The following is a 22303-nucleotide window of genomic DNA, read 5'->3' as shown; positions in this document are numbered from 1 at the left end:
GGAACCATTGGTCACCGCCGTCTCTCTGATTGCAGGATGGCAAAGCCTGACTAGGCTTTGGCATGACTCACATTCAATCAGAGGGAAATGCCATGGGTATCATCGGAACCATCTTTATCGGCTTGATCGTCGGCCTGCTGGCGCGTTTCCTCAAGCCAGGCGACGACAGCATGGGCTGGATCATGACCATCCTGCTGGGTATCGCAGGTTCTCTGGTCGCCACCTACGGTGGTCAGGCCCTGGGCATCTACCAGGCAGGTCAAGGCGCAGGCTTTATCGGTGCGCTGATCGGCGCCATCGTGCTGCTGGTGATCTACGGTCTGCTGCGTAAAAAGTAATTAAGCGACAAAGCCCTCTGCGCTGCGCAGGCGCAGAGGGCTAGAATGCTCGCCACCTGTATTTGCCGAGCCTCACCATGCGCCGTCTTCTGTTGACTCTCCTCTTGCTGGGCTCTGGCCTGGCGCACGCTGGCGAACTGCCGGAAACCGACTGGCTCGACCTGATGCCGCTGTCGGACCAGAAAGCCCTCGAAGCCATGCCCGAGATCGACCACAACTCCCCCGAAGCCCAAGGCACGTTCACCGACAAAGGTGGCCTCAAGCAAAGCAAAGGCTTGCCGGCGGTGATGTATTCGACCAAGACCGTGGCCGCCATGAATGGCAAGAACATCCGCATCGGCGGCTACCCGGTGCCGTTGGAAACCGACGCCAAGGGCCGCAGTACGCTGTTCTTTTTGGTGCCGTACCCAGGCGCTTGCATCCACGTGCCGCCTCCGCCGCCCAACCAGTTGGTGCTGGTGCGTTATCCCAAGGGGTTGAAGCTGGATGACATCTACACGCCGTTGTGGGTTACCGGCACGCTGAAGGTGGAGAAGGTCAATAACGATTTGGCGGATGCGGCGTATGCGCTGGATGCGGGGAAGGTGCGGGCAGTGAAGGAATCCGACCTCTAAGCCACAACGCAAATCAGTGTGGGAGCTGGCTTGCCTGCGATGCGGCCACCTTGGTGTGACTGATACACCGCGGTGATGCTATCGCAGGCAAGCCAGCTCCCACATTTTGCTCGTTATTTACAAGGCGAGACTTGTGATGCTCACGCCCAGTGTGTGGCGTTCACCCGGCGCCAGTGCCACCACATCATCCAGCACATTCGCCGTTTCGATGCACAGCATGCCCTGCCAGCCGTCATCGGCCATGTCGTCGAACGCCTTGGCGCGTTCGGTCCAGGGGTTCCAGATCACGGTCGAGTTCGAGCCTTGGCTGGTGAGCTGGAGGCGACGCTGCCAGTCTTTATCGACAATGCTCAACTGCGCCGGCGTGTCCAGGTAGATGCGGTCGGTCTCCGCGCTGAAGTGCAGCAGGCCCGACTGGGTCTTTTCGCTCCAGCCGTCGGCGGTGTCGATATAGGCCAGCCCGTCCAGGCCTTCGACCTGCACGTTGCGTACGTCGCTCACGGCAAAATAGGTGTGCAGCGCCTGGCTGAGGGTCACGGTGTCGCTGCCACGGTTGTGGCTGGTCAGGCGGATACGCAGTTGATCGTCCAGCAGCAGGCTCAGCTTCAGGTCGACCTGATGCGGCCAGCCGGGGAAGCCGCCCGCCGGCACCGGCAATACCAGGTCGACGCGCAATGCCTGGCCTTCAAGTTCGGTCGCGGCCATTTCCCACAGTGCCGTGCGCACAAAACCATGGGCCCCCGCGGGTTGGTCACTTTTGCGCATAGCCTTCACGCTTTGCGGGTTACGGTCGAATACGCCAAACCATGGCCAGCAGACCGGCACGCCGGTACGGATGCCTTTGCCCTGCTTAAACACCGCCTCAGGGTTCGGCCAGATCACTGGCTGCTCGCCCTGGCGCTGGTAACTGAAGATGTGCGCGCCCTGTTGGGCCACCATCACTTCGGCGCCGTTGTGGCGGACGCGCCAGCAGTCCAGCTCGTCGATTTTCACGGTTTCAACGTGGGGCGTAGGCATAGCAGTGCTCTCTCATGGCAGGCAATGGGGCAATTGACCGTCAAAACCCGGCGATGTTTAACGCGCGCGCGATGGCACCGAGCGGGTACGGCCGCTGCCGTCGATGGCGACAAACACAAATACCGCCTCGGTCACCTTGCGCCATTCGCTGGACAGCGGATCGTCGCTCCACACCTCGACCATCATCTGGATCGAACTGCGGCCGATTTCCAGGGCCTGGGTATAGAAGGACAATTGCGCGCCGACCGCCACCGGCACCAGGAACGCCATGCGATCGATCGCCACCGTGGCGACACGTCCGCCGGCCACTTTGCTGGCCATGGCGGTGCCGGCCAGGTCCATCTGCGCGACCAGCCAGCCGCCGAAGATATCGCCAAAACCGTTGGTTTCACGCGGGAGTGCGGTGATTTGCAGGGCGAGATCGCCTTGCGGGATAGGATCTTCTTGTTCGAGTTCGATCATGCCGAGGGTGCCTCTGACCCGTGACGCTTCATGGGTATTTCAAGTGGATAGCCGTCTCTGGAAAAACGTTTCAGCACCAACATACACCGCTCGATGCGTTTCTCGTAAGGCGTACTAAAGGGAAACTCTGCCAAATCGGCTGGATGGCACCCAACGACGTTTTGGCACAGCAGCCCCTCAAGACTGGGGTTCTTGCGCTTGCAGGGGCCGAGTATATCGAGACGCTGGCGCCACGACGACCTCCCGGCGCTCATTTGGTCGGCAAATCCTGGCTGTAATGCGGCTTTTTCCCGCAACTGTGCTTCTGATGGCTAATAAAGGGAAGAAACGGGGAATAACGCGCGCCTGCAAAGTGTTATTCGGTGGGCGCTGTGCTTTTTCAAGCGATTTGCTATCTTGCCAGACCCGCCGCAAGTCCCGGGCTTGCCGTCATTACTATAAGAGAAGCCTTGCCATGTCCTCCGTGCCCGCAAGCAGCGCGCAACCGTCGCGCCCGCTGACCCGCAACGACTACAAAACCCTGTCGCTGTCTGCCTTGGGCGGGGCGCTGGAATTTTACGACTTCATCATTTTCGTGTTTTTCGCCACCGTGGTCGGGAAACTGTTCTTCCCCGTCGATATGCCGGAATGGCTGCGCATGATGCAGACCTTCGGCATCTTCGCCGCCGGCTACCTGGCTCGTCCGTTGGGCGGCATCATCATGGCGCACTTTGGCGACCTGCTCGGCCGCAAGAAGATGTTCACGTTGAGCATCTTCATGATGGCCGTGCCGACCCTGATCATGGGCCTGCTGCCGACCTACGCGCAGATCGGCCTGTGGGCGCCGCTTCTGCTGCTGTTGATGCGCGTCATCCAGGGCGCGGCCATCGGCGGCGAAGTACCGGGCGCCTGGGTGTTTGTCTCTGAACACGTACCGCCGCGCCATATCGGCTATGCCTGCGGCACCCTGACCAGCGGCCTCACCGCCGGCATCCTGTTGGGGTCGCTGGTGGCCACCGCCATCAACACGCTCTACAGCCCGGAACAAGTGTCCGATTACGCCTGGCGTATCCCGTTCCTGCTGGGCGGCGTGTTTGGCCTGCTCTCGGTGTACCTGCGCCGCTGGCTGCATGAGACGCCCATCTTCGCCGAGATGCAGCAACGCAAAACCTTGGCCGCCGAGCTGCCATTGCGCGCGGTATTGCGCGACCACCGTGGCGCCATCGTGTTGTCGATGCTGTTGACCTGGTTGCTGTCGGCCGGTGTTGTCGTGGTCATCCTGATGACCCCGACCGTGCTGCAAACCGTCTACCACTTCGGCCCGACCATCGCACTGCAAGCCAACAGCCTGGCCATCGTGACCCTGAGCCTGGGCTGCATCGCTTCCGGCGCCCTGGCTGATCGTTTTGGCGCTGGCCGCGTGCTGGTCATCGGTTGCCTGTTGCTGTTGGCAACGTCGTGGACGCTGTACCACAGCCTGATCGATCACCCCAACTGGCTTTTCCCGCTGTACACCCTGACCGGCCTGTTTGTCGGGGTGATCGGCGTGGTGCCTTACGTGATGGTGAAAGCCTTCCCGCCGGTGGTGCGTTTCAGCGGGTTGTCGTTCTCCTACAACGTCGCCTACGCCGTGTTTGGTGGTTTGACGCCGCTGGCGGTGTCGCTGCTGATGAAGGAAAGCCCGATGGGCCCGGCCTACTATGTCGCCGTGCTGTGTGTGATGGGGATGCTGGTGGGTGGCTACCTGTGGAAGCGCGGGCGCTAAAACCCTGCGATGACGCTGTGGCGAGGGCATTCGCTCGCCACAGGGTTTATGGTTGGCCAACGATTACAGAGTATTTCTGAAACACCGCTTCATGCGCTTCAACCTCCTCGCAAGTCCCGGATTTACTGATCTTTCCCCTTCCTGTCAGGTTTTTCACAAATGCTGGCCTTTCATCTAATTGTCACATTGCGGACATAGAGTGTTCACACGGCCTACCGATACTTGGCCCCGATCCAACTATCCCTATCTGCTAGGAGCAAGGCATGAAACTGAAACGTTTGATGGCGGCAATGACTTTTGTCGCTGCTGGCGTTGCGACCGCTAACGCGGTAGCCGCTGGTGTTGACCCGGCAATTCCGGCTTACGCCAAGACCACCGGTGTATCGGGCAACCTGTCCAGCGTTGGTTCCGACACCCTGGCTAACCTGATGACCCTGTGGGCTGAGTCCTATAAAAAGGAATACCCGAACGTCAACATCCAGATTCAGGCTGCCGGCTCCGCCACTGCACCGCCTGCGCTGACTGAAGGCACCTCCAACCTGGGCCCGATGAGCCGCAAGATGAAGGACACCGAACTGGCGGCCTTCGAGCAGAAGTACGGCTATAAGCCAACCGCTATCCCGGTGGCCGTGGATGCCCTGGCCGTGTTCGTGCATAAGGACAACCCGATCCAGCACCTGACCATGGAACAGGTCGATGCGATCTTCTCCTCGACGCGTCTGTGCGGCGCCAAAGCTGATGTCAAAACCTGGGGCGACCTGGGCGTGACCGGCGACCTGGCCAACAAGCCAGTGCAACTGTTCGGTCGTAACTCGGTATCCGGCACCTACGGCTACTTCAAGGAAGAAGCCCTGTGCAAAGGTGACTACAAGCCTAACGTGAACGAACAACCAGGTTCGGCGTCGGTTGTGCAGTCGATCAGCTCCTCGCTGAACGGCATCGGTTACTCGGGCATCGGTTACAAAACCGCCAGCGTGAAGACCGTGGCGCTGGCCAAGAAAGGCAGCACTGACTTCATCGAAGACAGCGAAGAAAACGCCCTGAACGGCAAATACCCGCTGTCGCGCTTCCTCTACGTGTACGTCAACAAAGCCCCGAACAAGCCTCTGGCTCCGCTGGAAGCTGAGTTCGTGAAGCTGGTTCTGTCCAAACAGGGCCAGGAAGTGGTCGTCAAAGACGGCTACATCCCGCTGCCAGCCAAAGTGGCCGCCAAGGCCCTGGCTGACCTGGGTTTGAAAGAAGGCAACTAAGCCTGCAATACCTGGTGTAGACGCATGTTTTTCTGTGTGAGCGGGCTTGCCCGCGATGCTGGCGACGCGGTGTAGCGTTGAAACCGCATTGATGCCATCGCGGGCAAGCCCGCTCTCACATTAAACCGTCTACACCCCTAATTTTTTAGTCCGCTGCCAGCTCTGCTCCGCGGCGGATTTCTTGCGTCACTGCATTGTCATCTTTCTGTCATACAGGATCGCTAGGGTGTGCGCATGAATGATCTGGCCAATTCCACCATGACGACGACTTCTCCCCCCAAGCGCATTGATTTCAATACGCCTGAGCTGCAACGCAAGCGCCGCATTCGCGCGCTCAAGGATCGCCTGACCCGTTGGTACGTGTTGATCGGCGGCCTCGCCGTCCTCGGTGCCATCACCCTGATTTTCTTCTTTCTTGCCTACGTCGTTGCGCCACTGTTCCAGGGCGCCTCGCTGACCAAGGAAGATGCGCTGACGCCCGCCTGGATGCAGGACGCCGGCAAGCCGTTGATGATCTCCCTCGAAGAACAGAACCAGGTTGCCATGCGGGTTTCCGACAAGGGCCAGGCGCTGTTCTTTGATGTGGACACGGGCGCTGAACTCAAGCGTGTCGATTTACCGCTGCCGGCAGGCGCCAGCGTTGCGTCCATTGGTGAAGACCAGCCGGGCAGCCCGCTGGTGATCCTGGGTTTGTCCAATGGCCAGTCCCTGGTGTTCCGCCACACCTATAAGGTGTCCTACCCGGACGGCAAGAAAACCATCACCCCGGCGATTGAATACCCTTACGGCGAAACGCCGATCGTGCTCGACGAGCAGGGTCGCCCGCTGGAGCACGTCGCGCTTAACGCCACCGATTCCTCGCTGGTCGTTGCCGGTTCCGCAGGTTCCTACTTGAACGTGCTGAGCCTGAGCCGCGAAGAAAACATGATGACTGGCGAAGTCACCAGCGAGCAGAAGCGCATCGAGCTGCCGCAAATGACCGAGCCGGTAAAGGCGATCTTCATCGACCCACGCCAGCAGTGGTTGTACGTGATCAACGGTCGTGCCCTGGCTGACGTCTTCAGCCTGCGCGACAAGAGCCTCAATGGTCGCTACAAACTGCTCGAAGACGGCAACGCCGAGATCACCGCCAGCACTCAGCTGGTGGGCGGTATCTCGCTGATCGTGGGTAACTCCAAAGGCGGCCTGGCCCAGTGGTTCATGGCCCGCGACCCGGACGGCGAGCAACGCCTGAAGCAGATCCGTACCTTCCAGATGGGCACCGCGCCTATTGTTGAAATCACCGCTGAAGAACGTCGCAAAGGCTTCACCGCCCTCGACGCATCCGGCAAGTTCGGCGTGTTCCACAGCACCGCGCACCGCACGCTGCTGGTCGACCCGGTGGTCGATGGCCAAGGCGTGTTCGGCCTGTCGCCACGCGCCAACCGCGTCATCGTCGAAGCCGGCGGCAAGCTGCAACCGCTGCTGCTGGACAACCCGCACCCGGAAGTGTCCTGGAGCGCGTTGTGGAGCAAGGTCTGGTACGAAAACTACGACGAGCCTAAATACGTCTGGCAATCGACCGCCGCCAACACTGATTTCGAACCCAAGATGAGCCTGGCGCCGCTGACCTTCGGCACATTGAAGGCCGCGTTCTACGCCATGCTGCTGGCCGCACCACTGGCAGTGGCCGCTGCGATCTACACCGCCTACTTCATGGCCCCGAGCCTGCGCCGCAAGGTCAAGCCGGTGATCGAACTGATGGAAGCGATGCCGACGGTGATCCTCGGCTTCTTCGCCGGCCTGTTCCTGGCGCCGTATGTCGAAGGGCATTTGCCGGGGATTTTCAGCCTGCTGATGCTGTTGCCGATTGGCATTCTGGTGGCCGGCTTCGTGTTCAGCCGCTTGCCTGAGTCGATCCGCCTGCGCGTTCCCGATGGCTGGGAAAGCGCGATCCTGATCCCGGTGATCCTGTTTGTGGGCTGGCTCTCGCTGTACATGAGCCCGTACCTGGAAACCTGGTTCTTTGGCGGCGACATGCGCATGTGGATCTCCCACGACCTGGGCATCACCTACGACCAGCGCAACGCCCTGGTAGTCGGCCTGGCCATGGGTTTTGCGGTGATCCCCAACATCTACTCCATCGCCGAAGACGCCGTGTTCAGCGTGCCGCGCGGCCTGACCCTGGGCTCGTTGGCCCTGGGCGCCACGCCATGGCAGACCATGACCCGCGTCGTCATCCTGACCGCCAGCCCGGGGATTTTCTCGGCGCTGATGATCGGCATGGGCCGTGCGGTCGGTGAAACCATGATCGTGTTGATGGCCACCGGTAACACCCCGGTGATGGAGATGAACCTGTTCGAAGGCCTGCGCACCCTGGCGGCTAACGTCGCGGTGGAAATGCCCGAGTCGGAAGTCGGCGGCAGCCACTACCGCGTGCTGTTCCTCTCGGCGCTGGTGCTGCTGTTGTTCACCTTCATCATGAACACCCTCGCCGAGCTGATTCGTCAGCGTCTGCGCAAGAAATACTCGTCGCTTTAAGAAAGGTAGAAGTCTGTGAAACAGAACTCCCTGAATGGATGGTTCAAGAGCGGCGCCCCGGGCGTCTGGATCAGCGGTGGCGCGGTGTCCATCGCGGTCATCATGACTATTGGTTTGCTGGCCGTGATTGCCGTGCGTGGCCTGGGCCACTTCTGGCCGGCCGACCTGATCCAGGCCAACTACAACGTGCCGGGCCAGGAAAACCATATCGTCATCGGCGAAGTGGTGCAGAAGGAAGAAGTGCCACGCGAGCGCCTGAAAAGCGCTGGCCTGCCGGTGCCCGACCAGGGCCCGGAGTTCATGACCCGCGAGCTGATCAAGGTCGGCAACCGCGACCTGAACGGCAACGACTTCACCTGGATCGTCGGCGAGTGGCTCAAGGACCAGACCAAGCCGGCCAACCTGATGGCCATCGAGCGGCGTGAGTGGGGCAACTTCTACGGCACCCTGGTCAACGTCAAACAGGACGGCAAGGTCATCGCCGAAGGCGAAGCCGCGTGGCCGGAGCTGCAGGCCCGCGTTGACCGCGTGAACAAGCTGGCTGCGCAACTCAAGAGTCTGGAAAAAACCGACATCGGCGCGATCAACGCCGGGCTGGAGCGTATCCGCCTGCACGGTCGCAAGCTGGAGCTGGAAGACAAGCTCGACGCTACCGCCCAAGCGGATATGGACTCGGACCGCGCAGAACTGAACAACCGCTACAAGGACATCGAAGCGCGCCTGGCGGACCTGCACACCCAGTTCAACCGCGACAGCCTGACGGCGCGCGACGCTAACGGCAAAGAAGTGGAAATCGGCATCGGCAAAGTGGTGCACGCCTACCAGCCGAACGCCATGGGCACGATGACCAAGGTCGGCTTCTACTTCAGCAAGGTCTGGGAATTCCTCAGCGACGACCCACGGGAAGCCAACACCGAAGGCGGGATCTTCCCGGCGATTTTCGGCACCGTGATGATGACCCTGATCATGGCGATGATCGTGACGCCGTTCGGTGTACTGGCGGCGGTGTACCTGCGTGAATACGCCAAGCAGAACACCCTGACGCGGATTATCCGCATTGCGGTGAACAACCTGGCGGGCGTACCGGCCATTGTCTACGGCGTGTTCGGCCTGGGCTTCTTCGTGTATGTGCTGGGTGGCTCGGTTGACCGTCTGTTCTTCGCCGAAGCCCTGCCGGCACCCACGTTCGGCACGCCGGGCCTGCTGTGGGCCTCGCTGACCCTGGCGCTGCTGGCGGTGCCGGTGGTGATTGTGGCCACCGAAGAAGGCCTGGCGCGGATTCCCCGCACCGTGCGCGAGGGCTCCCTGGCACTGGGCGCGACCAAGGCGGAAACGCTGTGGAAGATCGTGCTGCCAATGGCCAGCCCGGCGATGATGACCGGCATGATCCTCGCCGTGGCCCGCGCCGCCGGTGAAGTGGCGCCGCTGATGCTGGTGGGTGTAGTGAAACTGGCGCCGTCGCTGCCGCTGGACGGCAACTACCCGTACCTGCACCTGGACCAGAAAATCATGCACCTGGGCTTCCATATTTATGACGTCGGCTTCCAGAGCCCCAACGTCGAAGCTGCGCGGCCACTGGTGTACGCCACCGCCTTGCTGCTGGTGCTGGTGATCGCCACGCTCAACTTGTCGGCGGTGTGGATTCGTAACCACCTGCGCGAAAAATACAAGGCGCTGGACAGTTAATTGAAGTGAACGCGGACTAAATGTGGGAGCGGGCTTGCTCGCGAATGCGGTGTATCAGTCATACATGGGTCAACTGACCTGACGCCTTCGCGAGCAAGCCCGCTCCCACAAAACGAATTGGTAGCACAGGGAGCATCCCATGCAACATGAAACCCATTCCCACGGCATCAACATGTCAGCCCTGGGTCGCGACAAGCAGAGCCTGAGCCTGGCCCAGGAAACCGTGGCCATCGAAGTGCCGGGCCTGAGCCTGTACTACGGTGAAAAGCAGGCGCTGTTCGACGTCAGCATGAACATCCCCAAGCAGCGCGTGACCGCCTTCATCGGCCCGTCCGGCTGCGGCAAGTCGACGTTGCTGCGCACCTTCAACCGCATGAACGACCTGGTCGACGGTTGCCGTGTAGAAGGCGCGATCAACCTCTACGGCACCAACATCTACCGCAAGGGCGAGGACGTGGCCGAGCTGCGCCGCCGGGTGGGCATGGTGTTCCAGAAGCCCAACCCGTTCCCCAAGACCATCTACGAAAACGTGGTCTACGGCCTGCGCATCCAGGGCATCAACAAGAAACGCATCCTCGACGAGGCCGTTGAATGGGCGCTCAAAGGCGCGGCACTGTGGGATGAGGTCAAGGACCGCCTGCACGAGTCGGCCCTCGGTTTGTCCGGCGGCCAGCAGCAACGTCTGGTGATCGCCCGCACCATCGCCGTGGAGCCGGAAGTACTGCTGCTCGACGAACCGTGCTCGGCACTCGACCCGATCTCCACATTGAAAGTCGAAGAGCTGATCTACGAACTCAAATCCAAGTTCACCATCGTCATCGTGACCCACAACATGCAACAGGCGGCGCGGGTTTCCGACTACACCGCGTTCATGTACATGGGCAAGCTGGTGGAATTTGGCGACACCGATACCCTGTTCACCAACCCGGCGAAGAAGCAGACCGAAGACTACATCACCGGTCGCTATGGCTAGCCCCAGCTGCACGCCGCACGTTTCAAGCGGCAAGTAAAAGCAGTTTGATCAACGACACACATCAGCTTGCAGCTTGTAGCCTGCGGCTTACAGCTTTTGCGGAGCAAACCCATGATTAGCAAAGAAGGCCTTACCCATCACATCTCCGCGCAGTTCAACGCCGAGCTTGAGGAAGTGCGCAGCCACCTCCTGGCGATGGGCGGGCTGGTGGAGAAGCAAGTCAACGACGCCGTCACCGCGCTGATCGAGGCCGACTCGGGCCTGGCCCAGCAAGTGCGTGAGATCGATGACCAGATCAACCAGATGGAACGCAACATCGACGAAGAATGCCTGCGCATTCTGGCGCGTCGTCAGCCGGCGGCGTCCGACCTGCGGTTGATCATCAGCATCTCCAAGTCGGTGATCGACCTGGAGCGCATCGGTGACGAAGCCACCAAGATCGCCCGTCGCGCCATCCAGTTGTGCGAAGAAGGCGAAGCGCCGCGCGGCTACGTGGAAGTGCGCCACATCGGCGACCAGGTGCGCAACATGGTGCGCGATGCCCTCGACGCTTTTGCCCGCTTCGACGCCGAGCTGGCATTGTCGGTAGCGCAGTACGACAAGACCATCGACCGCGAATACAAGACCGCACTGCGCGAGCTGGCCACCTACATGATGGAAGACCCGCGCTCTATCTCGCGGGTCTTGAACATCATCTGGGTGCTGCGTTCGCTGGAGCGTATCGGCGACCACGCGCGCAATATCTCGGAACTGGTCATTTACCTGGTACGCGGTACCGACGTGCGGCACATGGGCCTCAAGCGCATGAAAGCCGAAGTTGAAGGCACGGCCGATCAAATCCCTAATGTTCCGGGCGAATCTGACGATAAGTAAGGTTGCCCGAGAAATTAACGCCCGGCCTTTGGTCGGGCGTTTTCGTTTGCGGCATCTGAATTTTTTGCGCGGCAGGAACAATAAAGTCCTTCTGTGAATCGCGAGTTTTGGCAAAATGCCATCAGTCAGGCGTTTTGCGTGCCGAAGTTTTTATAGGATGAAGGGTCGATGAGTAAAGTCAGTGTATTGGTGGTGGACGACGCCTCGTTTATCCGCGACCTGGTGAAGAAGTGCCTGCGCAACTACTTTCCGGGGATCAAGATCGAAGATGCGGTGAACGGCAAAAAGGCGCAATCCATCCTGATGCGCGAGACCTTCGACCTGGTGCTGTGCGACTGGGAAATGCCCGAGATGTCGGGCCTGGAGTTGCTGACCTGGTGCCGCGAGCAGGCCCATCTCAAAGCCATGCCGTTTGTGATGGTGACCAGCCGTGGCGACAAGGAAAATGTGGTGCAGGCCATTCAGGCCGGCGTCTCCGGCTACGTCAGCAAGCCGTTCACCAACGAGCAATTGCTGAACAAGGTCAAGCAGGCCCTGCACAAGATCGGCCGCCTCGACGCGCTGATCGCCAGTGCGCCGACCAAAATGAATTCGGCCTTCGGCAACGACTCCCTGAGTGCCCTGACCGGCGGCAAGCCTGAAGCCGTCAAACCGGCGCCGGTGGCTGCGCCAAGCAAAGGCCTGCTCAACAGCCCGCCGGTGCAAACGCCAGGGGCAGCGCCGGCCGGCGGCCGTGGCCAGGGCCAGCTGCGCCTTTCCAGCGGCACCCAGCAATGCGTGATCAAGGCGCTGAGCATCAAGGAAGCGCTGCTGGTGGTGCGTCGCGGTGAAGTCCTGCCGCAGGTACTGGAAAGCGCGGTGCTCGACCTTGAGCAAGGCGACAACGCCGAAGTGGCACGCCTCAACGGCTACCTGCACGCCGTCGTCGCCTACGAGCCCAAGCCCGACAGCGACTGGCTGCAACTGACCTTCCGGTTTATCGACCAGGACGCGCAGAAACTCGACTATATTTCCCGCCTGATCGCACGCGGCACGGCGCAGAAGCACTTTGTGCCGGGTGCGTGATTGCCTGCATAACGGGAATCAACCGACCGTCTGATTCCCCGTGCTTGGCTTGATTTATATCTGTTTCGATATAGGCTCTCGATAACGCATCAGTGTTATCGAGCTTTTGCTATGCCTTGAAACAAAGCTCCACCGCCATGGCCTGAATCGTCTATTACGCTTTTTCTTTCCAGCAAAGGAGAAGCCAATGCGCAGGCACAAGGATGTGGTGTTTCTAGGAAGCTCACTCAAGGACCTCAAGGAATTTCCTCTCGACGCCCGAAGGGCAGCCGGTTTTCAGTTGGATCTTCTGCAACAGGGCGAACAGCCTTTTGATTGCAAGCCCATGAGAACTATCGGACGGGGCGTCAGTGAGATTCGGATCACTGAGCAATCAGGCGCGTTTCGAGTGTTCTATGTGGTCAATCGCCCAGAGGCTGTCTATGTGTTGCACGCGCTGCGCAAAACCACCCAGAAAACCGAAGGGTGCGATATCGAACTGGCGCGTGCCAGATTGCAGGAGTTAGGTTAAGCCTATGACAGACCCAAAAATTCACACCGAACGCTTCAGCAACGTCTGGGATGCTCTGGAGGACACTCCCCAGCAAGCCGCCAATATGCGCCTGCGCTCAAAGTTGCTGCTGGCGTTGTGCAACACCATCCGCAGTTGGGAGCTCTCTCAGAAAGCGGCCGCTGAGCGGCTCAATATCAGCCAGCCTCGGCTCAATGACGTCCTCAATGGCAAGATCGACAAGTTCTCGCTGGACGCGTTGGTCAATTTGTCTGCCGCAGCGCAGTTGGAAGTCGATATCTGCTTCTCCCCGCTGCCGGCCTGATCATCGACGCGGGGGCGAGTTGCTCACCCCCCGCGCTCTATCTGATCAATCCAGCAACAGCACCTTGGCCAGCACGATCTTCGGCCCTTTCATCTTCTTGATGATGATTCGCAAGCCTTCAACCTCCAGCACTTCTTCCTCTTCCGGCACGCGCTTGAGGGTGTCGTAGATCAGCCCGGCGAGGGTTTCGGCTTCGATGTGGTCCAGGTCGACGCCCAGCAGGCGTTCTACCTTGAACAGCGGCGTGTCGCCACGCACCAGCAGTTTGCCCGGCTGGTAGGCGAGGATGCCGCGCTCGGCCTTGCGGTGTTCGTCCTGGATATCGCCGACCAGCACTTCCAGCACGTCTTCCATGGTCAGGTAGCCGATGATCTTGCCGTCGGCTTCCTCTACCAGAGCAAAGTGCGCGCCGCCTTTGCGGAACTGCTCCAGCAACTGCGACAACGGCATATGGCGCGATACGCGCTCCAGCGGGCGGGTCAGCTCGGCCAGGTTGAACGACTCGGGAATGTGGTCCAGTGCCGCCAGTTCCAGCAGCAAATCCTTGATGTGCAGCAGGCCGACAAACTCATTGCGCACCGCGTCATACACCGGGTAGCGGCTGAATTTGTGGCGGCGGAACAGCGCGAGGATTTCCTTGAGCGGGGCGTTGAAGTCCAGGGTGACCAGGTCTTCGCGAGAGTTGGCCCAGTCCACCACTTCCAGTTCGCCCATTTCCACGGCGGAGGCGAGTACACGCATGCCTTGGTCGCTCGGGTCCTGGCCACGGCTGGAGTGCAGGATCAGCTTGAGTTCTTCACGGCTGTAATGGTGCTCATGGTGCGGGCCAGGCTCGCCTTGGCCGGCAATACGCAAAATCGCGTTTGCGCTGGCGTTGAGCAGGTAAATCGCCGGGTACATCGCCCAGTAGAACAGATACAACGGCACTGCGGTCCACAGCGACAGCAACTCGGGTTTGCGGATGGCCCAGGATTTAGGGGCCAATTCACCCACCACGATGTGCAGGTAGGAGATCACAAAGAAGGCGGCAAAGAACGACACGCCCTTGATCACTTCCGGCGACTCTACGCCCACCGCGCCCAGCAACGGCTCGAGGATATGCGCAAAAGCCGGCTCACCGACCCAGCCCAGGCCCAGGGAGGCGAGGGTGATACCCAACTGGCAGGCCGACAGGTAGGCGTCGAGCTGGCTGTGCACGGTGCGCAGGATCTGCCCGCGCCAGCCGTTCTTGTGGGCGATGGCCTCGACCCGGGTGGCGCGCAGTTTGACCATGGCGAATTCCGCCGCAACGAAGAAACCGTTGAGCAGTACCAGGATCAGTGCAAAAAGAATCATGCCGAAGTCGGCGAAGAGTGTAGCGAGGGTGATGCCAGGGGAAGGGTCCATGATGGGGTTTTGCAGGTTCCGTGTGTTCAATAAGGAGTGACAGAAGTGCCTGAAAGGCAGGCGCAAGTCGGCCAATGTAGCGGCTGACGGGGCGCTTGCCTAGTGCCCGCTGCCGGGCGGGGCCTGCAGAAACGATCCAAATCCAATGTGGGAGCTGGCTTGCCTGCGATAGCGGACTGTCAGTTGGGGGTATGTTCAGCTGACCCACCGCCATCGCAGGCAAGCCAGCTCCCACACTTAGCTCGGCATCGTTCTCAGGTTATTCATCATTCCCGACCAGCCGCGAACGGGTCACCTGCGTCGGCGGAAAGTGGCAGGTAAATGTGCTGCCATGCCCCAGCACGCTGCTGATTTCCAACCGTGCGCGATGGCGCAACAGCACATGCTTGACGATGGCCAGGCCCAGTCCGGTGCCGCCGGTGTTGGAGTTACGGCTGGAGTCCACACGGTAGAAACGCTCGGTCAGGCGCGGCAAGTGTTTGGCGTCGATGCCGATGCCGGAGTCCTGCACGCTCAGGTGTGCGCCGTGGTCATCGGCCCACCAGCGAATGCGGATATTGCCCTTGTCCTGGGTGTACTTCACGGCGTTGAACACCAGGTTGGAAAACGCGCTGCGCAATTCGCCCTCGCTGCCTTTGAGCAGCACCAACGGGTCGGCCTCCAGGGTGATCTGCTGCCCGCGCTCGCCGGAAAGCGCCTGGGCGTCATTCTTGATGGTCTGCAACAGGCTCTGCACGGCGACGGGATGGTTGTCCGACGGGTAATCGGTGGCCTCAAGCTTGGCCAGCAACAGCAGGTCGTTGAGCAGCGTCTGCATGCGCGAGCCTTGCTGCTGCATTTGCTGCAGGGCGCGGCTCCAGCGCGGGTTGATCTCGTCGACGTTGTCCAGCAGCGTCTCCAGGTAGCCGCAGATCACCGTCAATGGCGTGCGCAGCTCGTGGGAGACGTTGGCAACGAAGTCTTTGCGCATCTGTTCCAGCTGGTGGATGCGGGTCACATCGCGCACCAGCATCAGGTGCTCGTTGTTGCCGTAGCGCGTGAGGTACAGCTGGATGCGCACGCGGTCATTGGTGGGCGAGGGGATTTCCAGGGCTTCTTCGTAATTGTCCTGCTCGAAGTACTCCTTGAAGCGCGGGTGACGCACCAGGTTGGTCACCGGCTGGCCGCTGTCCTGGGGCGTCTTGAGGCCCAGCAGGGTTTCGGCGGCGCGGTTCCACCATTCCAGGTTGCCATCGCTGTCGAGCATGATCACCGCGTCCTTGAGCGCGGCGGTGGACTCCTGCACCCGGTCGATCACCGCCTGCAGGCGCCCGCGAACGCGTTGGTCGCGACGTTGCAAGTGGTAGATGCTGTCGAACACCTCGCCCCACAGGCCGTAGCCGTCGGGTGGTGCTTCGTCGGGTTTGTGCTGGCGCAGCCATTCATGCAGGCGCAGCAGCTGTTTGAGGGTCCAGCCCAGGTACAGACCGATGCCGACGGCCAGGCTCCAGCCGTATTGGCCGCTGACCAGGCCGACCACCAGGCAGCCGGTGATCAATAACAGCATGTGGCGGATCAGGGTGCCATGCCAGTTCTGGTTCACTTAAACATGCGTCCTTGTCAGCTGTTAAGGAAAGGAAAGGGAAGGGCTGGCTCAGCCTTTGGTGGAAAAGCGGTAGCCGGTGCCGCGCACGGTTTGTACCAGATTCTCGTAAGCGTCGCCCAAGGCTTTGCGCAGGCGGCGGATATGCACGTCGACGGTGCGCTCTTCCACGTACACGTTGCCGCCCCACACCTGGTCCAGCAGTTGGCCACGGGTGTAGGCGCGTTCCTGGTGGGTCATGAAAAATTGCAGCAGACGGTATTCGGTCGGGCCCATCTCGGCTGGCTTGCCATCGATGGTCACGCGGTGGCTGATCGGGTCCAGAATCAGGCCGTCGACTTCGATCGGCGCTTCGCCATCGGTAGGGCCAGCACGGCGCAGCACGGCCTTCAGGCGGGCAACCAGCTCGCGTGGCGAAAACGGCTTGGTGATGTAGTCATCGGCGCCGACTTCCAGGCCCTGGATCTTGTTGTCCTCTTCGCCTTTGGCGGTGAGCATGATGATCGGGATGTCCCCGGTCAGCTCGTCACGCTTGAGGCGGCGGGCCAGCTCGATGCCGGAGGTGCCGGGCAGCATCCAGTCCAGCAGGATCAGGTCCGGCTTGCGGTCGACGATAATGGCATGGGCCTGCTGGGAGTTCTCCGCCTCCAGGCAGTCATAGCCGGCCATTTCCAACGCAACGGCGATCATCTCGCGAATGGGCGCTTCGTCGTCAACGATCAGAATGCTCCTGCCAACCATGCCTAAATCCTCTTGTCATTTAACTGTCTTGCGCCGCATTAGATAACGGAATTATTGCAGTCGTGTGACAGTAATTTAGTCGCTTGGGCAATTCTCGGCACTCTGGACTACCCTTTGGGTCCGAATCCTGACAACCACAAAAGGAAGGTTCCGATGACTCAAACTACTTTTTCTTGGAAAGCCCTGCTGGTAACGGCCGCGTTGACGCTGCCGACACTGGCATTCGCGGCAGACCCTGCGATGACCAAAGACGGCATGTTGGTGGACCACAAGGGCATGACGCTCTACACCTTTGCCAAAGACGCCGATGGCAAGTCCATGTGCAACGACAAGTGCGCCACCAACTGGCCGCCGTTGATGGCCGAATCCACCGACAAGCCAATGGGCCAGTGGACCGTGATCACCCGTGATGACCAAAAAAGCCAGTGGGCCTACAGCGGCAAGCCGCTTTACACCTTCGTGATGGACAAAAAGGCCGGTGACATGACCGGTGAAGGCAAAATGGACGGTGCCTGGAAGGTCGCCAAGCCCTGATCGCTTAGCGGCCAGTGAGCTAATTGTGGCGAGCAGGCCTGTTAGGGCTAACAGGCTTGTTATGGTTTGAGGGCTTGTTGTGGCGAGCGGGCTTGCCCCGCGTTGGGCTGCGAAGCAGCCCCAAAACCTGACGCCTCGGTCTTTCTGACGAAACACAGTGGCCCTGAGAGGGGCCGCTGCGCGCCCCAACGCGGCGCAAGCCCGCTCGCCACGACAAGCCCGTTCGCCACAGCAAGCCCGCTTGTCACAGGGTCAACGGAACGCGTAGTCCGCCACAATCCCGACAAAAATCGCCAACCCGGCCCAGTGGTTGTGCAAAAACGCCTTGAAGCATTTCATGCGGTCCCTGTCGCGGGTGTACCAGAACTCCCAGGCAAAGCAGCCTGCCGCCGTCAGCAACCCCAGGTGGAACCAGCCGCCCAGCTCGAACCGCATACCCGCCAGCACCAGGCAGACCAGCGACAGGCCTTGCAAGGTGAGGATGATCACGCGGTCGGCATCGCCGAACAGAATGGCAGTGGATTTCACGCCGATCTTCAAGTCGTCGTCGCGGTCGGTCATCGCGTAATACGTGTCATAGCCCACCGTCCACAACAGGTTGGCGATGTACAGCAGCCACGCTGTGGCAGGCAGGTGACCGGTCTCAGCGGTGAACGCCATCGGCATGCCCCACGAAAATGCCGCGCCCAATACCACCTGCGGGTAGTAGGTATAACGCTTCATGAACGGGTAGCTCGCCGCCAACGCCAGGCCGCCGAGTGACAGCAGGATGGTGGTGGCGTTGGTCAGCACCACCAACAGGAAGCTGATGCCCATCAGCACCGCAAAAAACACCAGCGCCTCTTTGGAACTGATCTTGCCGCTCACCAGTGGGCGTTGTTCGGTGCGTTTCACGTGACCGTCGACCTTGCGGTCGGCCCAGTCATTGATCACACAGCCGCCGGCGCGGGTCAGCACCACGCCGAGCACGAAAATCACGATATTGAGCAAGGACGGCGAGCCCTTGCCGGCAATCCACAGTGCCCACAGCGTCGGCCACAACAGCAGGTAGATGCCGATGGGCTTGTCCATGCGGGTCAATTGAATGAAATCCCAGGCCCTGGGGTTCAGGTGGTTCAGGGACTTGAGCAGACGTTGATACATCAGCAGTTCTCCGCACGGTCATGCAACGCCTGCCAGAAGCGTGGCAGGAAAATTTCCGCCACCAGCACGCTCAGCGACCCGCGATCAAAGCGCGAGCGGCGTCCCCACAACCCGTCGGCCTGGTCCGCGGTCGGCAGCCATTGCCGTGGGTAGTGGCACACCTCGATGGCCTGGCGGGTGAAGGCGTGGTCGCAAAACAGCAACTCGCCCAGCGAACGGCTGCCCAGTTCGTCCATGTGCAACCCGTCGCCTTGCAAGGCACTGCGCGCCGCCACGCTGCGCGCGAACACCCACGGCTGACCATGGCCGCGCAGATACACCTCGCGCACCCAACCGACAGTGGCCGGGGCCAGGCTCAGCGCCGCGCATTCATCGTCGCGCAACGGCTGCCAGCCTTCGAACAGCGGCGTCACGCTGAAGCCATCGTCGGACAGCCCCGTCAGCCGCCGCGTCAGCGAGCCTTCGTCGAACAGCCAGTCAAGGGTCAAGGGCGCGGGCAGTGGGCTCAGGAGGCTCTGGGTCAGCCATTGGCAAGCATCGGGAGGGGCGATTGAGTGCGGCACGGTGAGTCAGTATTGGCAGCAAAAGAGGCGGCGAGCTTACCATGGCATCCTGAGCTTTTGCCGGGCTGAACCGGCCGTTTGCGCCGAACATGCTTGCATCTGCCGGCTCCGATCAGTACAAAACGCCCTGAGCCGCACGGCAACGTTGGTCTATCGACCGTCGGCCAAGATGCCTGGACCCTGAGGAAGCAAGTAATGAAGAAGTGGCAATGTGTAGTCTGCGGCCTGATTTATGACGAAAAAGACGGCTGGCCGGATGACGGTATCGCACCGGGCACCCTGTGGCAGGACGTTCCGGAAGACTGGCTGTGCCCGGACTGCGGCGTGGGCAAAATGGATTTCGAAATGATCGAAATCGGTTAATCATCGATTTTTGAAACGTACTTCAAGGAGAAAGGAATGAACGCACCTGTCGTGATCATCGGCACAGGATTGGCCGGTTACAACGTGGCCCGGGAGTTTCGCAAGCTCGACAGCGAGACCCCGTTGCTGCTGATCACCGCAGATGACGGGCGCTCCTACTCCAAGCCCATGCTCTCCACCGGCTTTGGCAAGAACAAGGAAGCCGACGGCCTGAGCATGGCCGAACCGGGCGCCATGGCCGAGCAACTCAAGGCCGAAGTGCGCACCCACACCCGCATCAGCGGCATCGACCCGGGCCACAAACGCCTGTGGATCGGCGAGGAAGCGGTGATCTACCGCGACCTGATCCTGGCCTGGGGCGCAGAAACCGTGCGTGTCCCGGTTGAAGGCGACGCGGCTGAGCTGATTTTCCCCATCAACGACCTCGAAGATTACGCGCGCTTTCGCGCCGCCGCCGCCGGCAAACGCCGCGTGCTGCTGCTGGGCGCCGGCCTGATTGGCTGTGAGTTCGCCAACGACCTGATTCTCGGCGGCTACGAAATCGACCTGGTGGCGCCGTGCGAGCAGGTCATGCCGACCCTGCTGCACCCGGCGGCAGCCGCCGCCGTGCAAGCCGGGCTGGAAGGCCTCGGCGCGCGTTTCCACCTGGGCCCGGTGCTCAATCGCCTGCAGCGCACGGCTGATGGCCTGGAAGCGCACCTGTCCGACGGTGAAGTGATTCACTGCGACCTGGTGGTTTCGGCCATCGGCCTGCGCCCGCGCGTGGACCTCGCCGCCGCCGCAGGCCTGCAGATCAACCGTGGAATCATGGTCGACCGCCACCTCAAGACTTCCCACGCCAACATCTACGCGCTGGGCGACTGCGCCGAGGTCGATGGTCTGAACCTGCTCTATGTGATGCCGCTGATGAGCTGCGCCCGCGCCCTGGCCCAGACCCTGGCCGGCAACGCCACGGCCGTGAGCTACGGGCCGATGCCGATCACCGTGAAAACCCCGATCTGCCCGCTGGTGGTTTCCCCACCGCCACGCGGCACCGAAGGCGTGTGGAGCGTCGAAGGGCAGGGCGCCGACATCAAGGCCTTGTGCCGCGACGCCAGCGGCCGCCTGCTCGGCTACGCGCTGACCGGCAGCGCCGTGATGGAAAAACTGGCCCTGAACAAAGAACTTCCGCCGTTACTGGCGTAAATACCGGTCGTTCTGTCGGAATCAGCACGTTCTTACCTCTATAAAGGTCGCTGCGAGACTGGCGGAGCGTGCGAGGGCATGCCATCCTCACTCCCGTCTGCCGCAGAGTAGAGCCTGCGGCGCCTTGGGCGCTGCTCCACAAGAGAGCAGCACGGACATAACAACAAAAAACCGTCAAAGAGGCTTCACTTATGCGTAAACCAGAACTCGCAGCCGCCATCGCTGAAAAAGCGGATCTCACCAAAGAACAGGCCAACCGCGTACTCAACGCCGTTCTCGAAGAAATCACCGGCGCCCTGCATCGCAAGGACAGCGTCACCCTGGTTGGCTTCGGCACCTTCCTGCAACGCCACCGCGGCGCCCGCACCGGCAAAAATCCGCAAACCGGTGAGCCAGTGAAAATCAAGGCGAGCAACACCGTTGCGTTCAAGCCGGGCAAGTCGCTCAAAGACAGCGTCAACCCGTAATCGCGGGACCGTCTGAAGGGAGGCGGGTTGGAAAAAAATGGGCACGCCGACTGGGTTGGGTGCCCATTTTTTGTGGGGGCGAGCAATCAATGCTTCTTTTTCTTTTCATCCAGATAGAAATTCAAATATTTCTTTGGTCTTTCTTGAAAGGCGCGTGCCTTACCGAATTTATAAGCTTCATCAAAGTATTTATACGCCTCGGCACTTCTTCCCAGTGCGAGAGATACCATCCCCACATTAATTAATGGACCAGTATCTATATCCGACTCTCGGCCCTCAAGAGTCTTTTGAGCCCATGGCTCGGCTGCGTTGAACTCGCCATTTTCGAAGTGAAGGTTGAAGAGGGAGCCAGTGACCCAAGACGATAAGGGGGTCCACTCAAGCTTTGGTTCCGGCAGTAAACTCCATGCCTTTTGGTATAGGGTGTGCGCTTCAGTTTTACGGTTTTGTTCATCGAGATCGTTGCCTGCCGCCATAGTGGCCATGATCTCATCTGCCAGTGTTGGATTCTCGTCCGCCAAATCTTTCATACAATAATCCTTAATAATATTTAGGCTTTTCTGCGGGGCCGATAAAGTCACCGGGGTCTTTGTACCTGTCAGTCAGCAGCGCGCCTTTGGATCGGTTGTGGGAATAATATTCCAGCTCGTAGTTATCAGGGTCACGCATCCAACCCCGTACTTCTTTTGTTTTAGCTCCGTGATAACCGCCTTTGCTGTTCCAATACTTAACGGCGTCGGTTTTATGAGCCATATCCGCGTCTTTGATCGAATACCATTTTTTATCAGTACCCTGGAGCCGCATGTTTTTTCCGGAGCCAATTATTTTGCCTTCAGCTCTCATCCTAGCAATTACGGCTTTTCCTGTGCGGCTGCCTTTACCTGGTGTTCTACCCACTGAGTTCAGGCGGCAGGACAACCCTAGTGGGTCGTTCCAACCGAACGGGTTGAGCGCGTACGCGTAGAAATTCAATCCTCCGTTT

24 protein-coding genes are annotated in these 22303 nt (G+C 60.4%); 15 read left to right on the top strand and 9 right to left on the bottom strand.

Going from position 1 to position 22303, the window contains the following annotated elements:
• Positions 1–92 precede the first annotated feature (92 nt).
• Positions 93–338 carry a GlsB/YeaQ/YmgE family stress response membrane protein gene (locus L8K08_RS26855; RefSeq protein ID WP_010168336.1) on the top strand — a complete coding sequence of 82 codons (246 nt, stop codon included), beginning with the start codon at positions 93–95 and terminating at the stop codon, positions 336–338.
• Positions 339–415: 77 nt separating this feature from the next.
• The gene (locus tag L8K08_RS26850; RefSeq protein WP_106575906.1) at positions 416–952 is read left to right on the top strand and encodes a DUF3299 domain-containing protein; all 537 of its coding nucleotides are present in this window, start codon (positions 416–418) and stop codon (positions 950–952) included.
• A gap of 117 nt (positions 953–1069) precedes the next feature.
• Here L8K08_RS26850 and L8K08_RS26845 read toward each other — a convergent pair whose 3' ends face one another.
• Complete coding sequence (locus L8K08_RS26845; RefSeq protein WP_242201200.1) at positions 1070–1969, bottom strand: D-hexose-6-phosphate mutarotase; 900 nt, start codon at positions 1967–1969, stop codon at positions 1070–1072.
• A gap of 57 nt (positions 1970–2026) precedes the next feature.
• The gene (locus L8K08_RS26840; protein ID WP_003176975.1) at positions 2027–2431 is read right to left on the bottom strand and encodes an acyl-CoA thioesterase; all 405 of its coding nucleotides are present in this window, start codon (positions 2429–2431) and stop codon (positions 2027–2029) included.
• A gap of 454 nt (positions 2432–2885) precedes the next feature.
• Here L8K08_RS26840 and L8K08_RS26835 point away from each other — a divergent pair, with 454 nt between their 5' ends.
• The 9 genes from L8K08_RS26835 (at position 2886) to L8K08_RS26795 (ending at position 13357) form a co-directional block, all read left to right on the top strand.
• A complete protein-coding gene (locus L8K08_RS26835) occupies positions 2886–4175 on the top strand; it encodes an MFS transporter (protein WP_242201198.1) in 1290 nt (429 codons plus the stop codon).
• Positions 4176–4438: 263 nt separating this feature from the next.
• Complete coding sequence (locus L8K08_RS26830) at positions 4439–5425, top strand: phosphate ABC transporter substrate-binding protein PstS (RefSeq protein WP_106575903.1); 987 nt, start codon at positions 4439–4441, stop codon at positions 5423–5425.
• A 486-nt stretch (positions 5426–5911) separates the two neighbouring features.
• Positions 5912–7945, top strand: coding sequence for an ABC transporter permease subunit (locus tag L8K08_RS26825; RefSeq protein WP_177410060.1), 2034 nt, complete (start codon positions 5912–5914; stop codon positions 7943–7945).
• 15 nt (positions 7946–7960) lie between these two features.
• Positions 7961–9631, top strand: coding sequence for a phosphate ABC transporter permease PstA (gene pstA, locus L8K08_RS26820; RefSeq protein ID WP_242201197.1), 1671 nt, complete (start codon positions 7961–7963; stop codon positions 9629–9631).
• A gap of 139 nt (positions 9632–9770) precedes the next feature.
• On the top strand, positions 9771–10604 hold the full coding sequence (pstB, locus tag L8K08_RS26815; RefSeq protein WP_048723523.1) for a phosphate ABC transporter ATP-binding protein PstB: 834 nt from the start codon (positions 9771–9773) through the stop codon (positions 10602–10604).
• Positions 10605–10715: 111 nt separating this feature from the next.
• A complete protein-coding gene (gene phoU / locus L8K08_RS26810; RefSeq protein ID WP_053258703.1) occupies positions 10716–11477 on the top strand; it encodes a phosphate signaling complex protein PhoU in 762 nt (253 codons plus the stop codon).
• A gap of 168 nt (positions 11478–11645) precedes the next feature.
• Positions 11646–12542, top strand: a complete 897-nt coding sequence (locus L8K08_RS26805; RefSeq protein ID WP_242201195.1) for a response regulator — start codon at positions 11646–11648, stop codon at positions 12540–12542.
• 187 nt (positions 12543–12729) lie between these two features.
• The gene (locus L8K08_RS26800; RefSeq protein WP_242201192.1) at positions 12730–13053 is read left to right on the top strand and encodes a type II toxin-antitoxin system RelE/ParE family toxin; all 324 of its coding nucleotides are present in this window, start codon (positions 12730–12732) and stop codon (positions 13051–13053) included.
• Positions 13054–13057: 4 nt separating this feature from the next.
• Complete coding sequence (locus L8K08_RS26795; RefSeq protein WP_242201190.1) at positions 13058–13357, top strand: XRE family transcriptional regulator; 300 nt, start codon at positions 13058–13060, stop codon at positions 13355–13357.
• A 45-nt stretch (positions 13358–13402) separates the two neighbouring features.
• Here the strand turns inward: L8K08_RS26795 and L8K08_RS26790 are convergent, their stop codons facing one another.
• From L8K08_RS26790 to phoB, 3 genes are all read right to left on the bottom strand, one after another.
• The gene (locus L8K08_RS26790) at positions 13403–14743 is read right to left on the bottom strand and encodes a hemolysin family protein (RefSeq protein ID WP_010207573.1); all 1341 of its coding nucleotides are present in this window, start codon (positions 14741–14743) and stop codon (positions 13403–13405) included.
• 259 nt (positions 14744–15002) lie between these two features.
• Positions 15003–16289 carry a phosphate regulon sensor histidine kinase PhoR gene (gene phoR, locus L8K08_RS26785; protein WP_242201296.1) on the bottom strand — a complete coding sequence of 429 codons (1287 nt, stop codon included), beginning with the start codon at positions 16287–16289 and terminating at the stop codon, positions 15003–15005.
• Between the two features lie 87 nt (positions 16290–16376).
• Complete coding sequence (gene phoB / locus L8K08_RS26780) at positions 16377–17066, bottom strand: phosphate regulon transcriptional regulator PhoB (protein WP_003195617.1); 690 nt, start codon at positions 17064–17066, stop codon at positions 16377–16379.
• Positions 17067–17219: 153 nt separating this feature from the next.
• On the opposite strand from phoB, the gene L8K08_RS26775 reads away from it, so the two are divergent.
• Positions 17220–17600 (top strand): hypothetical protein, encoded by a 381-nt coding sequence (locus tag L8K08_RS26775; RefSeq protein WP_242201188.1) that lies wholly within the window; start codon positions 17220–17222, stop codon positions 17598–17600.
• 252 nt (positions 17601–17852) lie between these two features.
• Here the strand turns inward: L8K08_RS26775 and ubiA are convergent, their stop codons facing one another.
• Both ubiA and L8K08_RS26765 read right to left on the bottom strand, forming a co-directional pair.
• Entirely contained in the window at positions 17853–18743 is an 891-nt protein-coding gene (gene ubiA, locus L8K08_RS26770) for a 4-hydroxybenzoate octaprenyltransferase (RefSeq protein ID WP_242201186.1), read from the bottom strand.
• Entirely contained in the window at positions 18743–19306 is a 564-nt protein-coding gene (locus L8K08_RS26765; protein ID WP_242201184.1) for a chorismate lyase, read from the bottom strand. The genes ubiA and L8K08_RS26765 overlap by 1 nt, the downstream gene beginning before the upstream one ends.
• Before the next feature lie 195 nt (positions 19307–19501).
• Here L8K08_RS26765 and L8K08_RS26760 point away from each other — a divergent pair, with 195 nt between their 5' ends.
• The 3 genes from L8K08_RS26760 (at position 19502) to L8K08_RS26750 (ending at position 21321) form a co-directional block, all read left to right on the top strand.
• On the top strand, positions 19502–19669 hold the full coding sequence (locus tag L8K08_RS26760) for a rubredoxin (protein WP_003213373.1): 168 nt from the start codon (positions 19502–19504) through the stop codon (positions 19667–19669).
• Between the two features lie 36 nt (positions 19670–19705).
• The gene (locus tag L8K08_RS26755) at positions 19706–20854 is read left to right on the top strand and encodes an FAD-dependent oxidoreductase (protein WP_106575895.1); all 1149 of its coding nucleotides are present in this window, start codon (positions 19706–19708) and stop codon (positions 20852–20854) included.
• A gap of 191 nt (positions 20855–21045) precedes the next feature.
• Complete coding sequence (locus tag L8K08_RS26750) at positions 21046–21321, top strand: HU family DNA-binding protein (protein ID WP_003213368.1); 276 nt, start codon at positions 21046–21048, stop codon at positions 21319–21321.
• Between the two features lie 86 nt (positions 21322–21407).
• On the opposite strand, the gene L8K08_RS26745 is transcribed toward L8K08_RS26750, so the two are convergent.
• Both L8K08_RS26745 and L8K08_RS26740 read right to left on the bottom strand, forming a co-directional pair.
• Positions 21408–21851: a hypothetical protein gene (locus L8K08_RS26745; protein ID WP_242201177.1), complete on the bottom strand. Its 444-nt coding sequence runs from the start codon at positions 21849–21851 to the stop codon at positions 21408–21410.
• Positions 21852–21861: 10 nt separating this feature from the next.
• The coding region (locus tag L8K08_RS26740; RefSeq protein ID WP_242201175.1) for a GH-E family nuclease at positions 21862–22303 on the bottom strand (442 nt) is incomplete at its 5' end.

Origin of the sequence: Pseudomonas sp. TREG-RG-20F-10-E-6-01, from assembly GCF_022662455.1 — a bacterium.
Lineage (GTDB): Bacteria > Pseudomonadota > Gammaproteobacteria > Pseudomonadales > Pseudomonadaceae > Aquipseudomonas.
Note: the sequence above shows the minus strand (reverse complement) of the source record. Positions and strands in the feature narration are given on the sequence as shown.

Coding starts and splice junctions, on each gene's coding strand:
- phoB (WP_003195617.1), bottom strand. CDS start 17,066: ATGGTTGGCAGGAGCATTCTGATCGTTGACGACGAAGCGCCCATTCGC.
- L8K08_RS26825 (WP_177410060.1), top strand. CDS start 5,912: ATGCAGGACGCCGGCAAGCCGTTGATGATCTCCCTCGAAGAACAGAAC.
- pstB (WP_048723523.1), top strand. CDS start 9,771: ATGCAACATGAAACCCATTCCCACGGCATCAACATGTCAGCCCTGGGT.
- ubiA (WP_242201186.1), bottom strand. CDS start 18,743: ATGTATCAACGTCTGCTCAAGTCCCTGAACCACCTGAACCCCAGGGCC.
- L8K08_RS26840 (WP_003176975.1), bottom strand. CDS start 2,431: ATGATCGAACTCGAACAAGAAGATCCTATCCCGCAAGGCGATCTCGCC.
- L8K08_RS26745 (WP_242201177.1), bottom strand. CDS start 21,851: ATGAAAGATTTGGCGGACGAGAATCCAACACTGGCAGATGAGATCATG.
- L8K08_RS26830 (WP_106575903.1), top strand. CDS start 4,439: ATGAAACTGAAACGTTTGATGGCGGCAATGACTTTTGTCGCTGCTGGC.
- phoU (WP_053258703.1), top strand. CDS start 10,716: ATGATTAGCAAAGAAGGCCTTACCCATCACATCTCCGCGCAGTTCAAC.
- L8K08_RS26790 (WP_010207573.1), bottom strand. CDS start 14,743: ATGGACCCTTCCCCTGGCATCACCCTCGCTACACTCTTCGCCGACTTC.
- L8K08_RS26845 (WP_242201200.1), bottom strand. CDS start 1,969: ATGCCTACGCCCCACGTTGAAACCGTGAAAATCGACGAGCTGGACTGC.
- L8K08_RS26805 (WP_242201195.1), top strand. CDS start 11,646: ATGAGTAAAGTCAGTGTATTGGTGGTGGACGACGCCTCGTTTATCCGC.
- L8K08_RS26775 (WP_242201188.1), top strand. CDS start 17,220: ATGACTCAAACTACTTTTTCTTGGAAAGCCCTGCTGGTAACGGCCGCG.
- L8K08_RS26835 (WP_242201198.1), top strand. CDS start 2,886: ATGTCCTCCGTGCCCGCAAGCAGCGCGCAACCGTCGCGCCCGCTGACC.
- phoR (WP_242201296.1), bottom strand. CDS start 16,289: ATGCTGTTATTGATCACCGGCTGCCTGGTGGTCGGCCTGGTCAGCGGC.
- L8K08_RS26755 (WP_106575895.1), top strand. CDS start 19,706: ATGAACGCACCTGTCGTGATCATCGGCACAGGATTGGCCGGTTACAAC.
- L8K08_RS26750 (WP_003213368.1), top strand. CDS start 21,046: ATGCGTAAACCAGAACTCGCAGCCGCCATCGCTGAAAAAGCGGATCTC.
- L8K08_RS26855 (WP_010168336.1), top strand. CDS start 93: ATGGGTATCATCGGAACCATCTTTATCGGCTTGATCGTCGGCCTGCTG.
- L8K08_RS26850 (WP_106575906.1), top strand. CDS start 416: ATGCGCCGTCTTCTGTTGACTCTCCTCTTGCTGGGCTCTGGCCTGGCG.
- L8K08_RS26800 (WP_242201192.1), top strand. CDS start 12,730: ATGCGCAGGCACAAGGATGTGGTGTTTCTAGGAAGCTCACTCAAGGAC.
- L8K08_RS26795 (WP_242201190.1), top strand. CDS start 13,058: ATGACAGACCCAAAAATTCACACCGAACGCTTCAGCAACGTCTGGGAT.
- L8K08_RS26760 (WP_003213373.1), top strand. CDS start 19,502: ATGAAGAAGTGGCAATGTGTAGTCTGCGGCCTGATTTATGACGAAAAA.